Source organism: Ligilactobacillus equi DSM 15833 = JCM 10991 (genome assembly GCF_000615765.1).
Taxonomy (GTDB): Bacteria; Bacillota; Bacilli; order Lactobacillales; family Lactobacillaceae; genus Ligilactobacillus; species Ligilactobacillus equi.
In genome coordinates, this window is the sequence record NZ_BAMI01000003.1 from 38218 (window position 1) to 56562 (window position 18345).

The following is an 18345-nucleotide window of genomic DNA, read 5'->3' on the forward strand; positions in this document are numbered from 1 at the left end:
AAAAAACAATGCCTAAACAACAAGAACAAACTTTATCACTTTTGAAAAGAGTCTTTAGGAGAATGACTGACTATGAAAGTTCAGTTGAGTTTAATAATAACGTTGATTACATTAAGAAATATGTGACCGACCAAGACTTTATTAATAAGTATTTAGGCGGCTCTAAAGATATCGTTGATAAAACTGGTGTCTTGATGAAAAATGAATATGTTGCGGTTGTTCCTCTTAATGATGATAACTCGTATATGGTTGTTATTGACTACTTACCTTACGTTGCTAAAAGTGACTTATATCAAGAAGATAAGTTAACAACTATGAGTAAGACCTATACAGTTAATGCAATTGGTGATAAAATAACTAAAGTAGAGGTGAACGACGCCATCCCAACTAACTAATTCTTACAACTAATACTAGTTAATGTGCTAGTTGTTGGGATGTTTCGTAAATATCCAAGAATATCTAAATATATCCGAATAGTTCCAAAATTGGTGATAACAGAGATGTTGTCACCTTTTTTAGTAAGCAAGAGTAAAGCACCTGATAAGCAGGTGCTTTTTGGTTGTTATCCTTTCAAAAATTATAGCGGAAAAGCCTAATGTATATATGTTTTTGCCTAACCTAAATATATAGTTTATCTGGCTTTTAGAGGGTTGATAAAATCAAATTATAGAAAGATTTTATTTTCAATCAAATGAAAAAGACTTTTTTAAAATTTAGAAATAAGAAATGTCAGAAAGAAAGGGGCAAGTATTATGCCAGAAAAGTTAAAAATTTCTCTTACAGGTCATAGACCTGCAGACTTATATATGAGTCGTGATGCTTTTAAAAAATTTACTGGTTTAGATAAAAATCTTAAAGATTATCAAATTGATCCTAATATGTTTTATCAGGATCCTGATACTAAAGCAACTTATACTTGGGGAAACGTTGTAGACCGTGCAAACAATGCTTACAACTATAACAATCCAGAATGGAGCGCCTTTAGACAAGACCTTGAAAATAAACTTGAACAGATTATTGCTCAAGGTAATACAATTGAAGCGCATAGTGGGATGGCTTTAGGGGCTGACACTGCATGGGCTATGGCTATTTTAAATGTTAAGAGCAGACACCCTAATCAAGTTGAATTTGTGGCTAATATTCCCGATGAAAATCAAGGTTCCAACTGGCCTGTTTCATCTCGTAATTTTTACAATCAATTATTGAGCCAAGCGGACAGAATAGAAAATACTTATGAAATGCATCCCGAGGCTGAGTCAATGTCGATTCCACAAAGGCTTGAACAACGCAATAAAGATATGATTGGTAATTCTCAGATTGTATTTTCTCTATGGAATCACATGGATGGTGGGACTGCGAATGGTTCGTTAGATGCTTACAATATGAATGGGGTTAATTCTCTAGTTAGATTAAATCCAGCTAATTACGGTTTCGACATTCCAAAAGTGGGCCAATTAAAGAATACTAGAAGAAATACGTTTTACTCTAACCGAGTTTTTAAGGCAATGCGTCAAGAAGAATTAGAACGTCAAAAACCGGGTTACCAACCACAACAAGTATCAGTACAATATTCGAGAAATGGTGCGGCTGCTGTTGCTGAACCTGAAACTCCTAGTTCTCAAAAGTCTAATGGTCTAAGTATTCAAGACTTTAGAAGTCGTCTTGCTCCTTACATGGGTAAAAAGCAATTAAACAATTTTATCAAGCAATACCAAGATTTATTAAGCAACGCTGATAATGACAGTAAAAAAGGCAGTGGACTTCTACCAGAATATGATAACTATCAAGATCGTACAATTGAAATTTTTAAAGCTTTAAATGATGCAGGGCTATCTTATAGTTTAAGGCCTACTAACGACAAGTATGGAAGAATTCAAGTCACTGTTAATAATGGTGAATCAGGGTGGCTAACTGTTTACCAAGTAGTAGATGGTTTTACGCCTAAGACAAATGCCGGTGAAACTGTGGTTGAATCTAAACACCCTGAATATAGTTTTGGTGCCTATGCTGGACCAGTCTTTTCATACACCGATCAAGAAGGGCGTAACAATGGACATGAAGCATTAATTGCGGACCTACTTACTATGGAAGGCAAAAATCCTAACCAATTCCCTCCATCACCTGCGGAAGATCCTAATGCTCGTGAACATGCAATGTACGATGCCTTAGATGATAAGCACAAGCGGCTTTTGGTTATCGCTCCTTTAGCTTATGCGTCAGGACGTAAGTTATCTGATTTTGGAATTGATGATGTTGAATTGCGTAATAATATGTCAGCGTCTGTTAATCGGAATCACTACCAAAGTTTTGAACTCTACCAAAAAGGAACTAATGTAAGACTTGGAAATTTGTTTAAGGGTGGGGAAAAGGCTAATAATTATCCTATTCGCCAACGCATTGCTAGTCGAAACGTATATCGTGAAGTTCTAGGACCTAATGCAGGAGAACCAATTAAAATGGCTGATGGTCATCGGTGGCCTGTTGAAAGCACTAAGGAACGTTTATCATACAATCGTGTAGAAATTGCTTCGGGACAAGTTGAAAGAGACCTTGCAAACAAATTTAGGGATGCTCGTGAAGCATATGTTAATACTATGTTCTATGATACTGGTGCTTCTGTACAATTCGATGAGATTAAAGAAAAGTTTGATGCAAAATTTGACGGACTTTCTCGATTTAATACTATGGATGCTGTTTATAAAGCAATGAAGGATTATGCTACATCTTTAGATGAAAGCCGTCTTTTATTCCAAAAGAGTGAAGATCAAGGAAATCCTAATACACCTGAATATGGACGTAAGTTAGATTTTATGGGCATTCAACGTGTAAACGAAAAAGGTGAAACTTTAGATTTTAGTGCTGCAGCTGATGATGCTAAGGGTCATGCTATTAAAGTCTTAGGTGACGCTTTACGTGAAAGTTATCAAAATGAGGATAATGACTATGATGAAGAATCATTTCAAAATTATTCTTTGCTTGTGGCTAGAAATGTCATGGGTGCTCTAAATGATATGGACAACTATCTTGGAGATGGTTTCAATACTTACAATGTATTAAATATGGCTCGGTTAACGACTACTTCTGACTACCTTGCAGAAGAAAAACAATTAACAGACGCATTCTCTTTATCAAGTATGGCAGATATGGTAGTTGCGACAGAAGACTTCAATAAAACTAAATTGGCTTCACGTATGTTACAATTCGACCAACAATCAGCGATTACAGATACAAGCATTGACTGGATTTTGCAACACGATTCTAAGCGTACTTTGAAAAATATTGATGCTAACGGATATGGAATGATTAATGGTGAGGTCTATGACTTTAAGACACCAGCTTACACAGGTAAACTAACAAAGGTTGACCCTAGCCTATACGACCCTAATTCAGCTCGCTCGATTGATAGCCTCAAAGAAATGTTTGATAGCGTTAAAGAAGAACTTGCACAACAAAATGTTAGCCCTCAAATTTACAGAAATAATCAAGGACAAAATGTGCAAGCGCCAATGGTCTTCTTAGACAAAAATGGGATTGTGCGTTGGTCGGGAACTAGGTCAATGGTTAAAGGTAGCAATTTAACTGATGCTAATGGCTCGATGAACTTTAAAGAGGTAAGAGCTAACGTTTATGGTGATGTGGGCCAAGTATTTTTACAAGATGATAAAGGCTTGATTCACGTTGAAGAAGCGGGACATGGCAAGGGCGAAACGACTTTTGTTGCTGGTTTAATGGCTCATATTGATAATAACAGTAATCCTAATGCAAGCTTGGCACAGTCTGTAGTAGTAAAACAATATGGTGATTACCTTGCAGATCACTTGCGCCAAACTATTCGCCGCCAATTAGTTCGTTCTAATACGGCAGGAGACTTATCAATCGCCGAAGAAACTTATGACTTATACAAGCTATACCATGGAGAATCAGACATTCTTACTAAGCTTGAACCTGAAGATTTAATTGTTTCAGAAAATCACCCTCAAGAAGTAATTGATGCTTTAATTGAACAATATCGTGTACAAGTTAAATTGCCAGACGGGTTAAGAGATTCAATGAGTGCTACTGGTTTATACAACGATCATAATGAAATTATTGAAAACACACATGACTGGATTAAGTTTAGGGCTGAACATTTAATTGTTGAAAATAAAAGAAAAGGAAATGTAACTGGTCCATATACATCAGAACAATTAATTGAATTTCAAAAACAAGCGATTAATGAATTTAAAGAGTTAAGTTATGAAGAAAAAATGTCTTTAGTAGGAACTTATATGTCAAATCATGGTGGTATTACTGTACGTGATATTTCTCATGAAGACAATAAAGGTTACTTCTCTCAAAATGTTACTCACAACGGGGGTTCACTAGGTATTTACCGTTACTTAGAAAGCCTAGATCAAATTGATGAAAGTGGGCACATTAAACCATTAGTTGATGAAAATGGGGAACGTAGAGAAGTTGTTACTCCGTTAGAAAAAGCTTATCCAGAAATTAAACATGATTTGTATGCAAACCCTACTGACCGTAAGACAATTGTTACTCATATGTTGTTAGAAGCTCATGGAGTTAACAAGGGTACTAAGGTTATGTTGGCAAATTTGGGTGGTTTGACAGATGAAGATGCCGGTATTATTTCTAAGGAATATGCTGAAAAAGCAGGTATTCCTCTTGATATGGAAAAAGAACGGCGTGATGCTAAGATGGTTGCCTTAACCGAAAAAGGAAACTCTAATGTTCGTAATTTGATTGGTAAGGATTTCTATGCTTCATCTCGCAGTGGTAAAGCACTACACTATCGTTTAACGGTAATTAATGACTCTGGTTTACCTCTTGCTCCTGAAGATGTAACTAGTGATACTACAATCAACCAAGACAACTTAGCCTTAGTACGTGTCAAGAAAGATGGTAGTTACTTTAAGTTAACTGCTCGTGGTTCTGTGTACTCAGTGAAAACTGGGGAAAACCGTTTTGCTATGATGGATGAAAATGGTAATGCAACTAAAGTAACCTTTGGTTCTATCGCAAGAGGCGGTCGGATTATTACTGATGAATCACAACGACCAACAACTCGTCCATTACGTGTTGGGGATAAGATTTCTGATGGTTCTGGGAATAAGATGACGATTGCGGATGTTATTGACCCAGATTATGTAAATGACAATCCAAAGAATTTTGAAGAACGCCAAAAAGCAAGGTTAAGCGCTATTTTTAAACAAACGGGTGCAGAAGTTGTCGCAAATCCATACACGATTTTATCTCGTAAGAATGCGGGTCAAGTATTACGCTTGGAAGAAACTTACCAAGGGGACGGTTCGACAATTAAAGTTACTGATCCTGTTACTGGTAAGGATATGGACTTAAATGCACAAATTGCTGAAATGGAATTTATTACCACTAATAAGACAGCAGAAGCAGGTACCTCATTTAAAGGTCGTGCATATTCTCAACAAATGGCATGGGCGGACTTAGAACGTGGCGCAACTGGTATCGTTGAAGAAATGTACGGTAATAATTATCGTGACTTGATGGAACTTAAAGAAACCTATCGTGTAGCTGGTTATGCGTTTGACGATAATAATGAGCTTGGATTCGTTGATAGAGTTGTATCAGATGATGAAGTTACTGATTTAAGGTCTCTTCTTAACAAAGGTTTAGGCATTAATGATGAAAATGGTCCTTTAAAACGTTTACTCGACGTAAGTACTTACGGTATTAGTTATGATTCAACAGTCGGTAAATATATGGCTACTAAAGCTGATGTCAAAGAGAACTTGTTAGCTAATTACAAGTCGACTGAAGCTAGACTTATTAAAGAAGATAAGGTTATTGATTTATTAGAACCCGATTTACGATTTAAAGAAGAATTTAGCAATCGTGGTGGTAGCTTAAAATTACCTGTTAAAATCGAATTAGCTAGTGGCGCCAAGACCGATATTTTACCAATTGTTCCACCTGAAATGAGAAAATCACATAAGAACGAAAATGGTACGGTTGTAGCTTCTGAATTCACTTCCGCATACGATAAAATTCTGAAAGAAAGTACAGCTTATGCTTTCTACGCCTATGAAAAAGAACAGATAGAACAAGGAAACATTCCTTTTGTTGCAGCTGATATTAAGGTTAGAGATAAGAAAGGTAAAGCCACCGGCCAATACAGACACGTAACTGCTGAAGAACAAAAGCAACAATACCTTAACAATTTAAACGATGAATTATCTAAGGCAGAAGCAAATATTCAGCGTAACGCTTTAAGGTTATCTAATAGTGTACAAGCAAAGCACTTAGGTAATGATGATACTGCTGCTAAACATGGTGATTTGCGTGATAAAATTTTGTCCAACAAAGTCAAAGACGGGGTAACTGCTGTTATGGCAAACGGTTCTTCTAGTTGTAAGATTGACGAAATCTTAGTATCGAAGAAAATTGCCAAAAACTTTAAGTCAATGGAAGCTGATGAAAATGGTTACCTCCATGTTAAAGGTCATCCCGATTGGGACATGATGCACGTTGACCGGCAACCTGTATGGCACTCAACTGGGACTTTAGGCTTTAAGGTTAGAGTAGTTGACGGTATCGACGGTGTTAAGATGAATCCTGCTTTTGTAGGAGCGTTAGACGGGGACTTTGACGGGGATAATCTTGGTATTTTGCCTATTAACTCCGAAAAAGGACAACGTGATTTACACACTAAACTTTCTGTCGCTACTAACTTGGTTAACATCGGGACAAATAAAAATGACCCTGATTTGAATTTAAGTACTGGTGGTGCTTGGCTTGCAGGTGCTATCAATAGCGGTAAAATTGATAGCCTAGATGATAAATATCGCTTAGATGAAAATGGTGAGTTTAAAGGCCCTAAAGCAGCTTTAAATGCTTTCTACAAGGATAAAGTACTTAATGGTGGTACAGTTACGATTGATGGTAGTGAAGTCGAATTAGTTGGTTACAAAGATCGTGACAAGTATTCTGAAGAAGAGTTTGCTGAATCCGCTATGAACACGATGAAGTGGCTTAACCAAGAACAAGAAGAATGTCTTGAAAATGCTTTTGAACACTCTGGTGTACGTTTTGATACTATCGACCATTTAGCAGAAGACTTAGCCTGGGCATCTGAAAAAGGCTTAAAGGTAAGACTAAGGACTTATCAGAGGCTTTAGGCTACATGACTGGGGTTGAATTTGAAGCAGTTGATCCTAAGAAGAAACAGGAAGTACTTGCGCAAAGAGCTTCTGAAAATGGCACAACTGTTGAAGAAGAACAAAACCGTATTTACAAGAAGTTTGCTCAATCTGGTTACACGCCAGAACAAATTAGCAATATGGAAGCTAAGTCAGGTGTTATGTCGCTTGGGAATGACTTTGACTACCAAAGCAAGTATAGTGAAGTTAATATTGCTAATGCAGCTAAGAGTGAAAATACTGGGATGCCCGGTAAAAACGAACAAAAATTAGTAGCTGCGTTGCGAAGTGGTATGGGTCTTGAAGTTGCGTTAGAAATTGCTTACCCTCAAATGCAAGGTAACTTGCAAGTTAAGCACAGTGCCGAAGATGCGGTTAAAATGATTCAAATGTTCAATAGTCAGATGAAACTGTTATTAAATGGTAAAGCGGATAATCCACGTTTAGCGTTCGATAAAGTTGACTTGAACAACTCAAAGAAACGTTATCAAGAAGAATTAGATTTCGCTGCGGATACGTTTTTTGAGGGGACCGAAGATTACTATAAAAAATGTCTTAATTTCAATGATAAATCTTCTACGGCGAAAAAATTCCGCAAAAACCTTGGGCTTGATAAAGAGGAGCAAACAACATCTTTTGAAACAAATTATGTTGGCAATGCGAAAAGTCATGATACCATTGATAATGAAAAATATCCTAAATTTTATGATGATAAGTTCGATAAGAACGATGCTCTTACGGCGGATATCTTTGTCAAGCGTTACAAACGCTTATTAGACGAAGTTGGTGTTGATGTTGATGAAGAAGGTTTGAAAGTTCTTGCTACTTACTTGTCTGATGAAGATCCTAAGACAACAACTAAATCACTTAAGGAAATGATAATTCGTCCTATTGATGAATTGGTTGAACAGAAATCTGCTCCAATGGATTATGTTGCTTTAAAGGGTGCATCGGCTGCTAAGAATTTAGCTATTCAACATGGACAAAAACAGGCATTGCAAGGTGGAAAGCCTTTTGCCCCTAAAGACTACATGTCTAAAAAAGAATTTGATAATTACGAGAAAAAAATGAATAATAGGAAAAATCCTGATATTAAAGTTCCTCCGGTTCCAGAACGTTCTAAGTATAACTTAACCTTTAATCAATTGATTAATCCAAAGACTAAACTTGAGATTGCTACTGCTAAAGAAGATGTCGCTTCGTATCTTGAAAGCGATGGAGCTTTAAAGGATGTATCTGTTGAAGAGAAAAAAGCTATCATGGATGGTTCATATAAATCACCTTATGATAATTTAGCTCAAGACGTGGCAACTAATGTTATTATTTTAGAGTTGTCTAAAGATGATTCTCATGAAAAAATCTTTACAGATAAAAAACTAAATGAATACATTGCTCAAACGTTAGATACGGATGAAAATCAAACTAATCAAAATTCAAAAGAACTAGAGACAATGCTAAATGATGTTGATTTAAAGAAAGCTATTGCAACTCAATTTGTGAAGAGCGCTAAAGAATCTAATTTTGATAAGCAATTGGAAACAAAAGAACGCAATTCTAATCCTTACTTTGGTTCTAAAGCAAAACTTTCTGAATATCTAGCTCAAATTGAAGAAAAGCAAGAAGCTGCTCCTGAAGTACGTGAACTTTCTAAAGCACCTGCTCCAAGCGCTACGCAAACTGTTAAAGACTTTGTACAGCGAAAAGTTCAAGCCTTTAATAATTCTGTTCAAAGTGGGAAAGAGGTTGTTTCTCAGCAAATTAGTAAGAATAAAGAAGCAGTAAGGCTGTACTTTGAAGGAGTGCAAAGACAAATGCAGACTCAACCTCAAGTTGCAGGTTTACAATATGCAACTGCAAGTGGTAATGTTAATGGCTTTGGTAATGGATCTGTGCCATTTAATAATCAAAATGATGTAAATTCTGTCGGAATTGATAATAATGAAGCTGACGATGGTCTTAGTGATTTGATTGATAACGTTTAATAACGTTTATACTGAAAAGATGATTTCTCTTGGAATCATCTTTTTTGTTGCTTAAGTAGTATGAATGTAGTATCATAGTAGTATAAAAATCAGCAAGGCGGTGAAGAACGGTGGCAGCTCTTGTCAAAAAAATGCAAGTCACAATAGAAAAAGAGAAATATGATTTGGTCGAAGAAATTTTAGCGGAAGTTGGGATGACACCAACAGCTGCGGTAAATGTTTTATTTAGCAAGATCATTTCAGATGGCGGATTGCCTTTTCGCCCTAGTCTGAACGAAAGACAATTCGCTAAAATTTTGAACTCTAAGAAAAAATAAGTGTAAGGAGGCTTTTATAACATGGATGATGAAGAATGGGAAGCATATTTAGAAGCAGAAAGAATGGCTGATGAAGTTCATGCAGAATGGGCACGTGAAAGGAAGAAGAACTAAACCGGGAATATGATTATGCAATATCAAAATACGGAAGTTATGCACGATATCAAAATGAGCGGTGGTATAAAACTAAGCAAAAATCAGAGATAAGTGACAGGTATGGGGAAAATCGGGAAAATTATGATCGTGTGTGTGATTTTCTTTATGGTGATCGCGATAATTATAGAAGAAAGATTGATATAGAACGTCAACGTCTTGATTTAATTTTTTGTGAATTAGATGATGAATATGTTCATGATATTCCTGAAGATAGAAAACCTGATAAAAATAACAAAGATGTACAACGATATCTTAATTTAGAAAAAAAGATATTAGAACATTATGGATCTTGGAAAAACTACGCCGAAAGATTGCGTCAAGTTGGTTATGCTGGATCTCAAGATAAACTTTGGAATGCTCATTATTTAAAATGGGAATTATATTATAACGTAATGACATTAGTTTATGGTAGTTGGGATGGTTATATCGATAACTATGATAAAGAGCAACAACGTCTAGATGAATTGGTTCGTAACGGAGTTGATAGAGACCCAGAAATTGAAAGATATGAAAAAGTAAAATATTATGAACATGAGCAAGAAGAATGGAAACGTAAGCATTATAGTAATGCTAATGAATATTATTACCTTGCTGCATGCGCTTTGATTTATGGTATAGATGTTGATATTAACAAACTAACATCTGATGATCTTTCAGCGTACCGGTCGATAGAACGTCAACGTCTTGATATGCTTTTCAGCGAACTAGATGATGAATATGCTCAGTGTATTCCTGAAGATATGAAACCCGACAAAGGCAACAAAGATGTACAACGATATCTTAATTTAGAAAAAAAGATATTAGAACATTATGGAAGTTGGCCTAATTATTTTAAGTATTTGCGTCAAGCTGTTGGTTATACAAATATGGATGTTTTTAGTGGTAAAGAAGACGATTTGATTGCAGGCGAGGTCGATGAATGGATTGAAACTGTTGATTTAATGGATAATGTTTTGTACATTGATGTGGTAAAGTTTATCTATGGCAGTTGGAAAAATTATATTGACAATTATGAGAAAGAACAACAACGCCTTGACGAATTAGTTCGTAGCGGTGTTGAAATTGATCCTAAGCGTATCGAAGCTGAAGACTCACTGGGCTTTTAGAAAGAAGAGAAAATTAGTATGGTAACAGAATGTTTCTGTGGAATTAAAATTAACTATGTTTTACATGATGATAGAGAGCGCTTAGAACGCGTTGAAAGAGCGGCTAAGGAAACCCTTGAAGATACTATTAGGGATGCTCAAATCGAAGAATATGGGAATGTAGACGCAAACTACAATAGTGTAGATGGTGGATATAGTGAAATACCTGCTGACTTTCACCAATTCATTGTTGATAATTATGGTAGCGTTGAAAATTATATTAAACAAACTGATGAAGAATTAGGTACAATTAGTTATTAATTAGCGTTATCCCTTTTCTTGTGTTATGATAATAGCAGTGGGTAGAGTCATAAGAGACTAGCAATGGTATACTGAAATGTATACGCCTACGAAAGTCAAATCGTTTTGCATTTGGCAAAACATTAAAGTTCTCCAAACAGCACTTCGTTATTTCCGAAACGAAGTGCTGTTTTCTTTTGCTATTATTTCAAACGTCAATAATCGTTATATAAACGATAAAATTTTGTAAAAAAAGTCGATATTAAATATGTTATAGTGTACGTGTATTAATAGATGAAATTTAGAAATAATCACACTAAATATTGATTAATAATGTATTTTTATATAACGAGGTGTTTAAATGTTTAAAACAATGAAAATTGCAGCTTCATCAGCAGGTGCTCTTGCAGTTGGTTTAGTTGCAAGTGGCATTTCAGCTAATGCAGATTCAACATATACAGTCAAAACTGGAGATACTTTGAGTGAAATTGCTCAAAAAAATAATGTTACAGTTTCTGATTTAGCAACTAAGAACAATATTTCTGACGCTAATAAGATTCTTCCTGGCGTGACATTAACAATCGAAGGAGAGGGCCAACAAGCACAAACTTCAAATTCTAGTGGTTCTTATACAGTTAAAGCAGGAGATACTTTAGGTAAAATTGCAAGTGAAAATGGTACGACTGTATCTGAATTAAGGAGTGCTAATAACTTGTCATCAGACTTGATTTTAGTGGGCCAAGTGTTACAATTACACGGTAACGGTTCAACTAATACTGGTGCTCAACAAACACAAGCAACAACTACAGCTACCGTTGATAACCAAGTGTCAACCACTCAAACTCAAAATTATACTCAACCTAGTTACAACTACCAACAACAAACTACAAATGGTTACTCATCAAATTACAGTAACAACTATTCTAACAACGCATCAACGCAATCTGCGACTCAAAGTGCGACAGTTAATAACTACGGTGGTTCAACTTCAGAACAAGCGGCTAAGGAATGGATTGCTCAACGTGAAAGTGGTGGCTCATACAATGCGCGTAATGGCCGTTATATTGGTCGCTACCAACTCACAGATAGTTACTTAGGTGGAGACTATTCAGCAGCTAATCAAGAACGTGTGGCAAATAATTATGTTACATCACGTTATGGATCATGGGCAGGAGCAAAGGATTTCTGGCAATCACACGGTTGGTACTAAAATTAAATGCAGCAGAGCTAAGAGATGCCTGATGGTGTCTCTTTTTTTTGATTATTTTTTAAAAAACATTTGGATTAAGTATGGCGTAAATATATTTTTTAAAAACGAAAAAATAGTGTATAATTTTTTGTGAAAGGAGAGATTATAACTGTCGTTTAAAATACAACCAATTCTCATGTACTAGCAAAAAATAAAATACGGAGCAAGGCTAGGGGCTTTAACAAAAATTTATGGTAAAGATTTTTGTTTGGATGTTATTAAAAAAGTTAATTTTGGAATTGTTAGTTAATCTAGTAAACTGGTCTAACTAACTTTGGATAAATTAGCTGATGTTATGATAACAAGCATGTGTTTAGTGATTAAATAAGTGATAGTTACGTATGGTTATTTTAATTTGACAGGAAATCAATTTGGCAAAAGATTCAATTGACAAAAGTTCTAGTGTCGTAGAAGAAAAACCAAATACGAAAAAAAATAGTTGGCTTTCGTTTGGTAAACATTCTAAGTTTGAACGTCAAACATTAAGCTTTGCTATTTGTTTTGTAGCACTTATATTTTCTGCCTCTATGTGCTTGTATCACAATTATAGCGTTAAAAAGCAGGAAGCTTTGACGGTCACTTCAGCGGGTAAGAGAGTGGTATTTTCACGAACTAAGGCTCAATTAACACTCGATAAAATGCACTGGTCTAAGGATAGGAAAACAACATATATTCCATTTAGCTTTGATTCAATTAAGAATTTAAGTACTGATGCAAATGATTATAGAGTTTTTGTTAAGTCTGCTTATGGTCCACTAACATACAAACCAACAGGTAATTTAGTGTTATTTGGTTCTACTGGTCGTGGGGTTTTAATTATTCATTCAGCTAAAAAAATTCCTAATGAAGTTTTAAATGTGTATATTGAAAACCGATTTAGATTAAGATCAGCTGATTCTAACGAACAAGATTATGCGGATATTTCTGCGGTACAAGGGGATAAAGGGTTCGAAGAATACTTTAAGAAACATGACATGTTAACGTTCACTGTATCTCCGGGAGCAACTAATATTAAAAAGAATTCACGTGTTACTTCATCAGTTAAAACACCTGTAAAGTTATATACTCAACTATTTGATGTTGGTGATGTACGTGATGTTAAGAAGAGTATTGCCAAAGACAAAAAACAAATTAAACTTTATACTGAAACAGCTAATAAGTTAAAAGGTAACTTAGAGAATGCTGGATATGCAATAACAGTTCAACCTAAGTGGATGAAAGAAAACTGGAAACCTTATGACTATGTAAATCCAAAGACAGGGAAATACCTAAATGGTCAACAAGTCGGTAGTAAGATTTCTGGAACTGATCCAGATGATATTATTTACCCACCATCTTTAACTAATAAAGACGGCGTATCTACTTCAAATACAAATGCAGATGATGCACAAATTAGGAAAGGTTCTTCATCGACAACGGTATCAACTGGTGGTAAGCAGGCTAACGATTGGTATATGAGTTACAAGGTGCATGGGATACTGTTAGAGAAGCTAAACGTGATTGGCTTGTAACACAAAATACTAACTTGTACAAATTGAAATACATTAAGTTGCAACAAGCTAAGCAAACTAGTGTAGGTAAGAGTAGTTTATTTAAGCCAACAGGTAAAATTAAAATTGATAAATAGTTTATGAGGTGTATAAAATATGGCAAAAGGAAAAGTAACACGTTCAAATAAATTGACGTTAAGTAAATTGGAAAGAATGGTTTCTACGTTAGAAAATTCATTAGAGAAAGATCCTGATTTTGGTAAGGTTATCTCTGTTAAGGAAACTGAATCGCATAAAGCTTTACAAAAGCTTGCTAATCGATTAACTAAGGTAGCTGCTAATTTAAGTGTAGTTGAAGAAGAGTATGCACGTGCTAAATACAAGGATGCAATTCCTACTGACATTAATTTAGATGATTTCTTAGAACTTATGTCTATGTACAAGGAAGAACATAATGTTGATTTATCAAATGAAGTAGCTCCTTCTTCTGAAAAAGTAATTGATGCTGAAGATATTAATGATGACTCTTCAGATGAAGAATTCAGTTTAGAATAAAAAATCAACAACTATTAGTTGTTGATAATGTTGATTAAGGTACGTTTTATCGTACCTTTTTTATTTTTAGGTACATATTATATAAGGTGCTCTTTGAAGAGATTAAAGTATTGTAGCTCATAGGTGAGGGGGTTATATAATTTTATTTAGTGTCAAGTTAATGTAGAAAATGTTTAAATGTTTTCGACAAACATTAGTTCTCTTAAGGTAAACTTAGATGAAGATTTTCGATTGTTTAGAATCAACAAATGGTACATCTTACTTTTTATATGTGAAGGTATTTGTTTTTACATGTGGGCCAAGGTTGAACTTGTAGTAAGTTTGATTTTTTAGAGATTATCATCTTAAAATGCGCTTTGAAAAATAAATGTGCACAATATTTTGTGCACACTTATTTTTTATTTTGTATTTTTTAGTGTCTTAGTTTGAGTGATTTCATAGAAGGTTAAGAAAAAAACAAAAAAACAAACAGTCTTACAATGATAAAAAAATCAACCTCAAGTCTATGAGATTGATTTAAAGCAAAAAGGTGCCCTATAAAATCCGAGTTTTTGTTGATATAAAGGCGTTTTGTTCTTTTGTAGGTGCCCTATTTCTTTATGCCCTTGCTCAAGTCTATGAGATTTTTTTGTTAAAATAGTTGTATCGCATGTGGCTCTAAGGGTTAAGTGCGTTTTTCAGTTCTTAATCTCAAGTCTATGAGACTCGCAGCCTTGAAAAACCTTGATATACCGGAAAAGTGTCAAGTCTATAGACTTGAGTCGTAATTTTTGATTTTTATCTCAAGTCTATGAGATTTATTGATTTTTTTGTGTACTTAGTGAGTAGAGTAGAGTGCAAGTGCATTACTTTTAAATGAGTCCTTATTTTTAACTAGGGACGTATTAAGATACTTAGTGTTGAATGAAAATGTCATTAAGTGATTTTGATTGTACTTATTAACAAGTTCGATGTCGTCTCCATTTAATACTAGAAGTGTCGATGTTAGCTTAGTAATAAGTTCGTTGTTGTAATGCTCATATACATTATTAGATAAACTGAATGATAAAACTAAACTATTGTTTCTGAACGCATTCGATGCTGATTGGTTACTGAAATCATTAGCAACTAAAATGTATGGAGTGTTGTTTGCTCGAAGTGCATTTGCAATTAAGTTTCCTGTATAATCATCTTTGATTACATATACCTTATTCAGGTGTGTTTGAATAAACAAAGCAATTTGGTCTTTGTAGACTTTTGTAATATCATCATCGTATGATAACTGTATTTTTGAATCAGAACTAATAAGATTTAAATTGCCATGCGCAAAGACTATAAGAGGTAATGGCTCTTCGCTGATAACGTTGGAATATTCTTTAAGCGATTCAGTTGGTATGATATTAATTCGATACCGTGTACAATACAAAATAATCCTATTCATTTCTAAGATATACTTATTGTACTGAATGTTATCTTTGAAATTGTTTTTTAGGTATTCTGAATTAAATCCTGAATTGCTAATTATTTTCACAAGTTCGTCGACATCTTCACGTTTAATTAGTTTATCTTTCAACAGCAGAGAGGCAAACAAAATTTCTTTAGTGTTGTTTTTACTCATAAAAAGCTCCTCCTAAATTTTATTTCAAAGAATGAAAAATAGCAGGTTAACCCTGCGCCAAATTTATAGTGGAAAGAAAAACCACCTACAATGTAAGTGGCAAAAAAATATAAAAATCAATTCAGTAACTCTTAACGGGCTACATGATAAAACTAATAGCGACCGCGAAGCTGGGAGCTATCAAAAAAATAAACCACTCTTTATCGAGTGGAAATGTAGAAACAATATAAAGATAAAAATGAGTAGAGTAACCTTTAACAGGCTACATAGTAAAACTAATAGCGACCGCGAAGCTGGGAGCTAATTAAATAGTAACCACCTATCAAAAAGATAAGCGGTTAACTTGAACAATGTTCTATATTAAAATGTAATGTAGTATGCCTCTACACAGAAAAAAAGATATGAGCTTTAGCTCAAAAAAACCACTTACATAAAATAATGTAAATGGCTCTTGGACTCCTCGTACCTATAAGTACATAGTATATTTGTTACATAGTAAAGTAGATAGCGACCGCCGAAGAAGGGAGCTAACAGAAAAACAAACCACTCAACTAGGAGTGGCGAGGGGGAATATGATTAAAAAAGTTCTACTAGAGAAGTGTTACTAGAGTAATCCTTAATGGACTACATAGTGAAACTAATAGCGACCGCCGAAGAAGGGAGCTATCGAAAAAATAAACCACCTACAAATAAGTGAGTGGATACTTTTTATAATTAAAGGTTGATTCGGGTTATCTATACTCTTTGATTATCTGACGATATGCACCAACTAAAATTGATGTTTTCTTAGAGTTTAGTTGTGCAGAATCGAACATGTAAGTCACAATATCATCATCGCCCATGTAATATGCTAGTTCGTCTGGACTAGCTGTATTCATCAGCCATGCACAGTCCTCAACCTCCTTTCTTAAATTTTCAATTTTTCTTTGCATTCTTTTCTTCATATCGTTAACCTCCAATTAATCTGAGTAAGAAACAATAATACAACAAAAAACAGATAGCGACCGAGGGAGCAAATGAATAGGATATGGCTTATAAGGGATGAGTTAAAAAAATAACCACCTACAAATAAGTAAGTAGTTATTATATGGTAAAGGGGGTTAGTTACGGACTAAGTACTTAACCCCTTTTACACTATGGTTTTCTCCGAAAACGGCTTTCCCCACAGTATAAACTGTGAGGTCAGCTCTTTCGGATTGAACGTGTTGTACCATTTGAGCACTAATAATAACACTAGCGCCTTCTGGTAACTCTGATAAAACTTTAATAGCTTCATCAGAAAGTTTTGGGTGACGTTCCATTACTGGGATGTTACCCAATGAAGCGACTTGTACTTCTTGAATATCCAGACGGATAAGTCCATCTGAAACAATGTTAGCAATGCTTTCGTCGTCACTACCCAGTACGTTAACGTCATGACCAGTTAAATTGTAAATTTTTCCCATAAGTAGTTCCTCCGTATGTATACCTAATATATTACTACATAGATATGCTAATAGCGACCGACTTTGGAGGGAGCTAATGAGTTGCATATGACTAAAGAGGGGACTAAAAATAACCACCCCAGATGGGATGGCTACTTCTTTAGAACGGAACGTCTGTTGAATTAACAGTAGTTTGCTCCATTGTTTGTGGTTGCACAGGTGCTTGACCTTGTGTGTAGGCTTGTTGCACAGGAGCTTGATTAAATTGTTGAGGTGCAGCTTGAGGTTGTGTGTAAGCTTGCTGTACAGGAGCTTGGTTAAATTGTTGAGGTGCAACTTGAGATTGTTGTACTCCTTGTGCGTTGTGCACAATTTGTACATTATTTGATAAGACTTCCAAACGAGAACGTTGTTGTCCTGTTTGTTGGTCTGTCCAAACATTTTGCTCTAATCGCGCTTCAAGCCAAATAGTCGTACCTTTCTTAGCGTATTGAGCTAAGAAGTTTGCACTTTGACCAAAGACGGTCACATAAATAAAGTTTGTTGGAGTTTTTCCATCCTTACGTTTCCGTCCGTCAGTAGCGATACCTACTCTTGTAAATACGGTACCGTTTTGGGATTGTTGTAACTGAATTTCCTTTGTAATACGACCTGCTAATGTTACTGTGTTTACGTTAAATGACATAATGATGTCTCCTTTCTGCCTCTATGGGCAATCCAAAATTAATGATATTTTTGTAGGTCACTACTTCTCCTACATAATCAAACTAATAGCGACCGCGAGGGAGCTAATGTTTCAAAATATAAGATTTATAATTAAACCTACTTACTACATAATCACGCTAATTGCGACCGACTCAGGAGGGAGCTTATAAAGAGCAAAAATGTTTCTGAGCAAGTTTATTTGTTGTTAACTAAAGTGTCGTTTCTCTAACAGATAAATTATCTTCCGTGGCTGATCGTTCAAGTTAGTAGGATATTTAAGAGCGAATGCGTTATAATAAAAAAGCCACCT

Annotated in this window: 13 protein-coding genes; 9 read left to right on the top strand and 4 right to left on the bottom strand. The window is 35.1% G+C overall.

What is annotated here, in order from left to right; genetic code table 11:
* Nucleotides 1-8 precede the first annotated feature (8 nt).
* From JCM10991_RS01555 to JCM10991_RS01600, 9 genes are all read left to right on the top strand, one after another.
* Nucleotides 9-395: a hypothetical protein gene (locus tag JCM10991_RS01555; RefSeq protein WP_155889545.1), complete on the top strand. Its 387-nt coding sequence runs from the start codon at nt 9-11 to the stop codon at nt 393-395.
* A gap of 357 nt (nt 396-752) precedes the next feature.
* Nucleotides 753-7154: an SLOG family protein gene (locus JCM10991_RS01560; protein WP_025020348.1), complete on the top strand. Its 6402-nt coding sequence runs from the start codon at nt 753-755 to the stop codon at nt 7152-7154.
* Nucleotides 7155-7159: 5 nt separating this feature from the next.
* Entirely contained in the window at nt 7160-9157 is a 1998-nt protein-coding gene (locus JCM10991_RS01565; RefSeq protein WP_025020349.1) for a hypothetical protein, read from the top strand.
* 131 nt (nt 9158-9288) lie between these two features.
* Nucleotides 9289-9474, top strand: a complete 186-nt coding sequence (locus JCM10991_RS01570; RefSeq protein ID WP_156409495.1) for a type II toxin-antitoxin system RelB/DinJ family antitoxin — start codon at nt 9289-9291, stop codon at nt 9472-9474.
* Between the two features lie 245 nt (nt 9475-9719).
* On the top strand, nt 9720-10736 hold the full coding sequence (locus tag JCM10991_RS01580) for a hypothetical protein (RefSeq protein ID WP_025020351.1): 1017 nt from the start codon (nt 9720-9722) through the stop codon (nt 10734-10736).
* Between the two features lie 18 nt (nt 10737-10754).
* Nucleotides 10755-11036: a hypothetical protein gene (locus JCM10991_RS01585; RefSeq protein ID WP_023859264.1), complete on the top strand. Its 282-nt coding sequence runs from the start codon at nt 10755-10757 to the stop codon at nt 11034-11036.
* 340 nt (nt 11037-11376) lie between these two features.
* Nucleotides 11377-12225, top strand: a complete 849-nt coding sequence (gene apf, locus JCM10991_RS01590) for an aggregation-promoting factor (RefSeq protein WP_023859263.1) — start codon at nt 11377-11379, stop codon at nt 12223-12225.
* A 410-nt stretch (nt 12226-12635) separates the two neighbouring features.
* Nucleotides 12636-13775: a hypothetical protein gene (locus JCM10991_RS01595; RefSeq protein ID WP_025020352.1), complete on the top strand. Its 1140-nt coding sequence runs from the start codon at nt 12636-12638 to the stop codon at nt 13773-13775.
* A 135-nt stretch (nt 13776-13910) separates the two neighbouring features.
* A complete protein-coding gene (locus JCM10991_RS01600) occupies nt 13911-14309 on the top strand; it encodes a hypothetical protein (RefSeq protein ID WP_025020353.1) in 399 nt (132 codons plus the stop codon).
* An 817-nt stretch (nt 14310-15126) separates the two neighbouring features.
* On the opposite strand, the gene JCM10991_RS01605 is transcribed toward JCM10991_RS01600, so the two are convergent.
* From JCM10991_RS01605 to JCM10991_RS01625, 4 genes are all read right to left on the bottom strand, one after another.
* Nucleotides 15127-15906, bottom strand: a complete 780-nt coding sequence (locus JCM10991_RS01605) for a hypothetical protein (protein WP_025020354.1) — start codon at nt 15904-15906, stop codon at nt 15127-15129.
* A 731-nt stretch (nt 15907-16637) separates the two neighbouring features.
* Complete coding sequence (locus JCM10991_RS01615; protein ID WP_025020356.1) at nt 16638-16850, bottom strand: hypothetical protein; 213 nt, start codon at nt 16848-16850, stop codon at nt 16638-16640.
* A 156-nt stretch (nt 16851-17006) separates the two neighbouring features.
* Nucleotides 17007-17351 carry a hypothetical protein gene (locus JCM10991_RS01620; RefSeq protein ID WP_025020357.1) on the bottom strand — a complete coding sequence of 115 codons (345 nt, stop codon included), beginning with the start codon at nt 17349-17351 and terminating at the stop codon, nt 17007-17009.
* A 139-nt stretch (nt 17352-17490) separates the two neighbouring features.
* Nucleotides 17491-18015 carry a single-stranded DNA-binding protein gene (locus JCM10991_RS01625; RefSeq protein ID WP_025020358.1) on the bottom strand — a complete coding sequence of 175 codons (525 nt, stop codon included), beginning with the start codon at nt 18013-18015 and terminating at the stop codon, nt 17491-17493.
* Nucleotides 18016-18345 lie beyond the last annotated feature (330 nt).

Bases quoted from the DNA above. Each gene is read 5' to 3' on its own strand.
- JCM10991_RS01555 (WP_155889545.1), top strand. From the start codon at position 9: ATGCCTAAACAACAAGAACAAACTTTATCACTTTTGAAAAGAGTCTTT.
- JCM10991_RS01560 (WP_025020348.1), top strand. From the start codon at position 753: ATGCCAGAAAAGTTAAAAATTTCTCTTACAGGTCATAGACCTGCAGAC.
- JCM10991_RS01565 (WP_025020349.1), top strand. From the start codon at position 7,160: ATGACTGGGGTTGAATTTGAAGCAGTTGATCCTAAGAAGAAACAGGAA.
- JCM10991_RS01570 (WP_156409495.1), top strand. From the start codon at position 9,289: ATGCAAGTCACAATAGAAAAAGAGAAATATGATTTGGTCGAAGAAATT.
- JCM10991_RS01585 (WP_023859264.1), top strand. From the start codon at position 10,755: ATGGTAACAGAATGTTTCTGTGGAATTAAAATTAACTATGTTTTACAT.
- apf (WP_023859263.1), top strand. From the start codon at position 11,377: ATGTTTAAAACAATGAAAATTGCAGCTTCATCAGCAGGTGCTCTTGCA.
- JCM10991_RS01600 (WP_025020353.1), top strand. From the start codon at position 13,911: ATGGCAAAAGGAAAAGTAACACGTTCAAATAAATTGACGTTAAGTAAA.
- JCM10991_RS01605 (WP_025020354.1), bottom strand. From the start codon at position 15,906: ATGAGTAAAAACAACACTAAAGAAATTTTGTTTGCCTCTCTGCTGTTG.
- JCM10991_RS01615 (WP_025020356.1), bottom strand. From the start codon at position 16,850: ATGAAGAAAAGAATGCAAAGAAAAATTGAAAATTTAAGAAAGGAGGTT.
- JCM10991_RS01620 (WP_025020357.1), bottom strand. From the start codon at position 17,351: ATGGGAAAAATTTACAATTTAACTGGTCATGACGTTAACGTACTGGGT.
- JCM10991_RS01625 (WP_025020358.1), bottom strand. From the start codon at position 18,015: ATGTCATTTAACGTAAACACAGTAACATTAGCAGGTCGTATTACAAAG.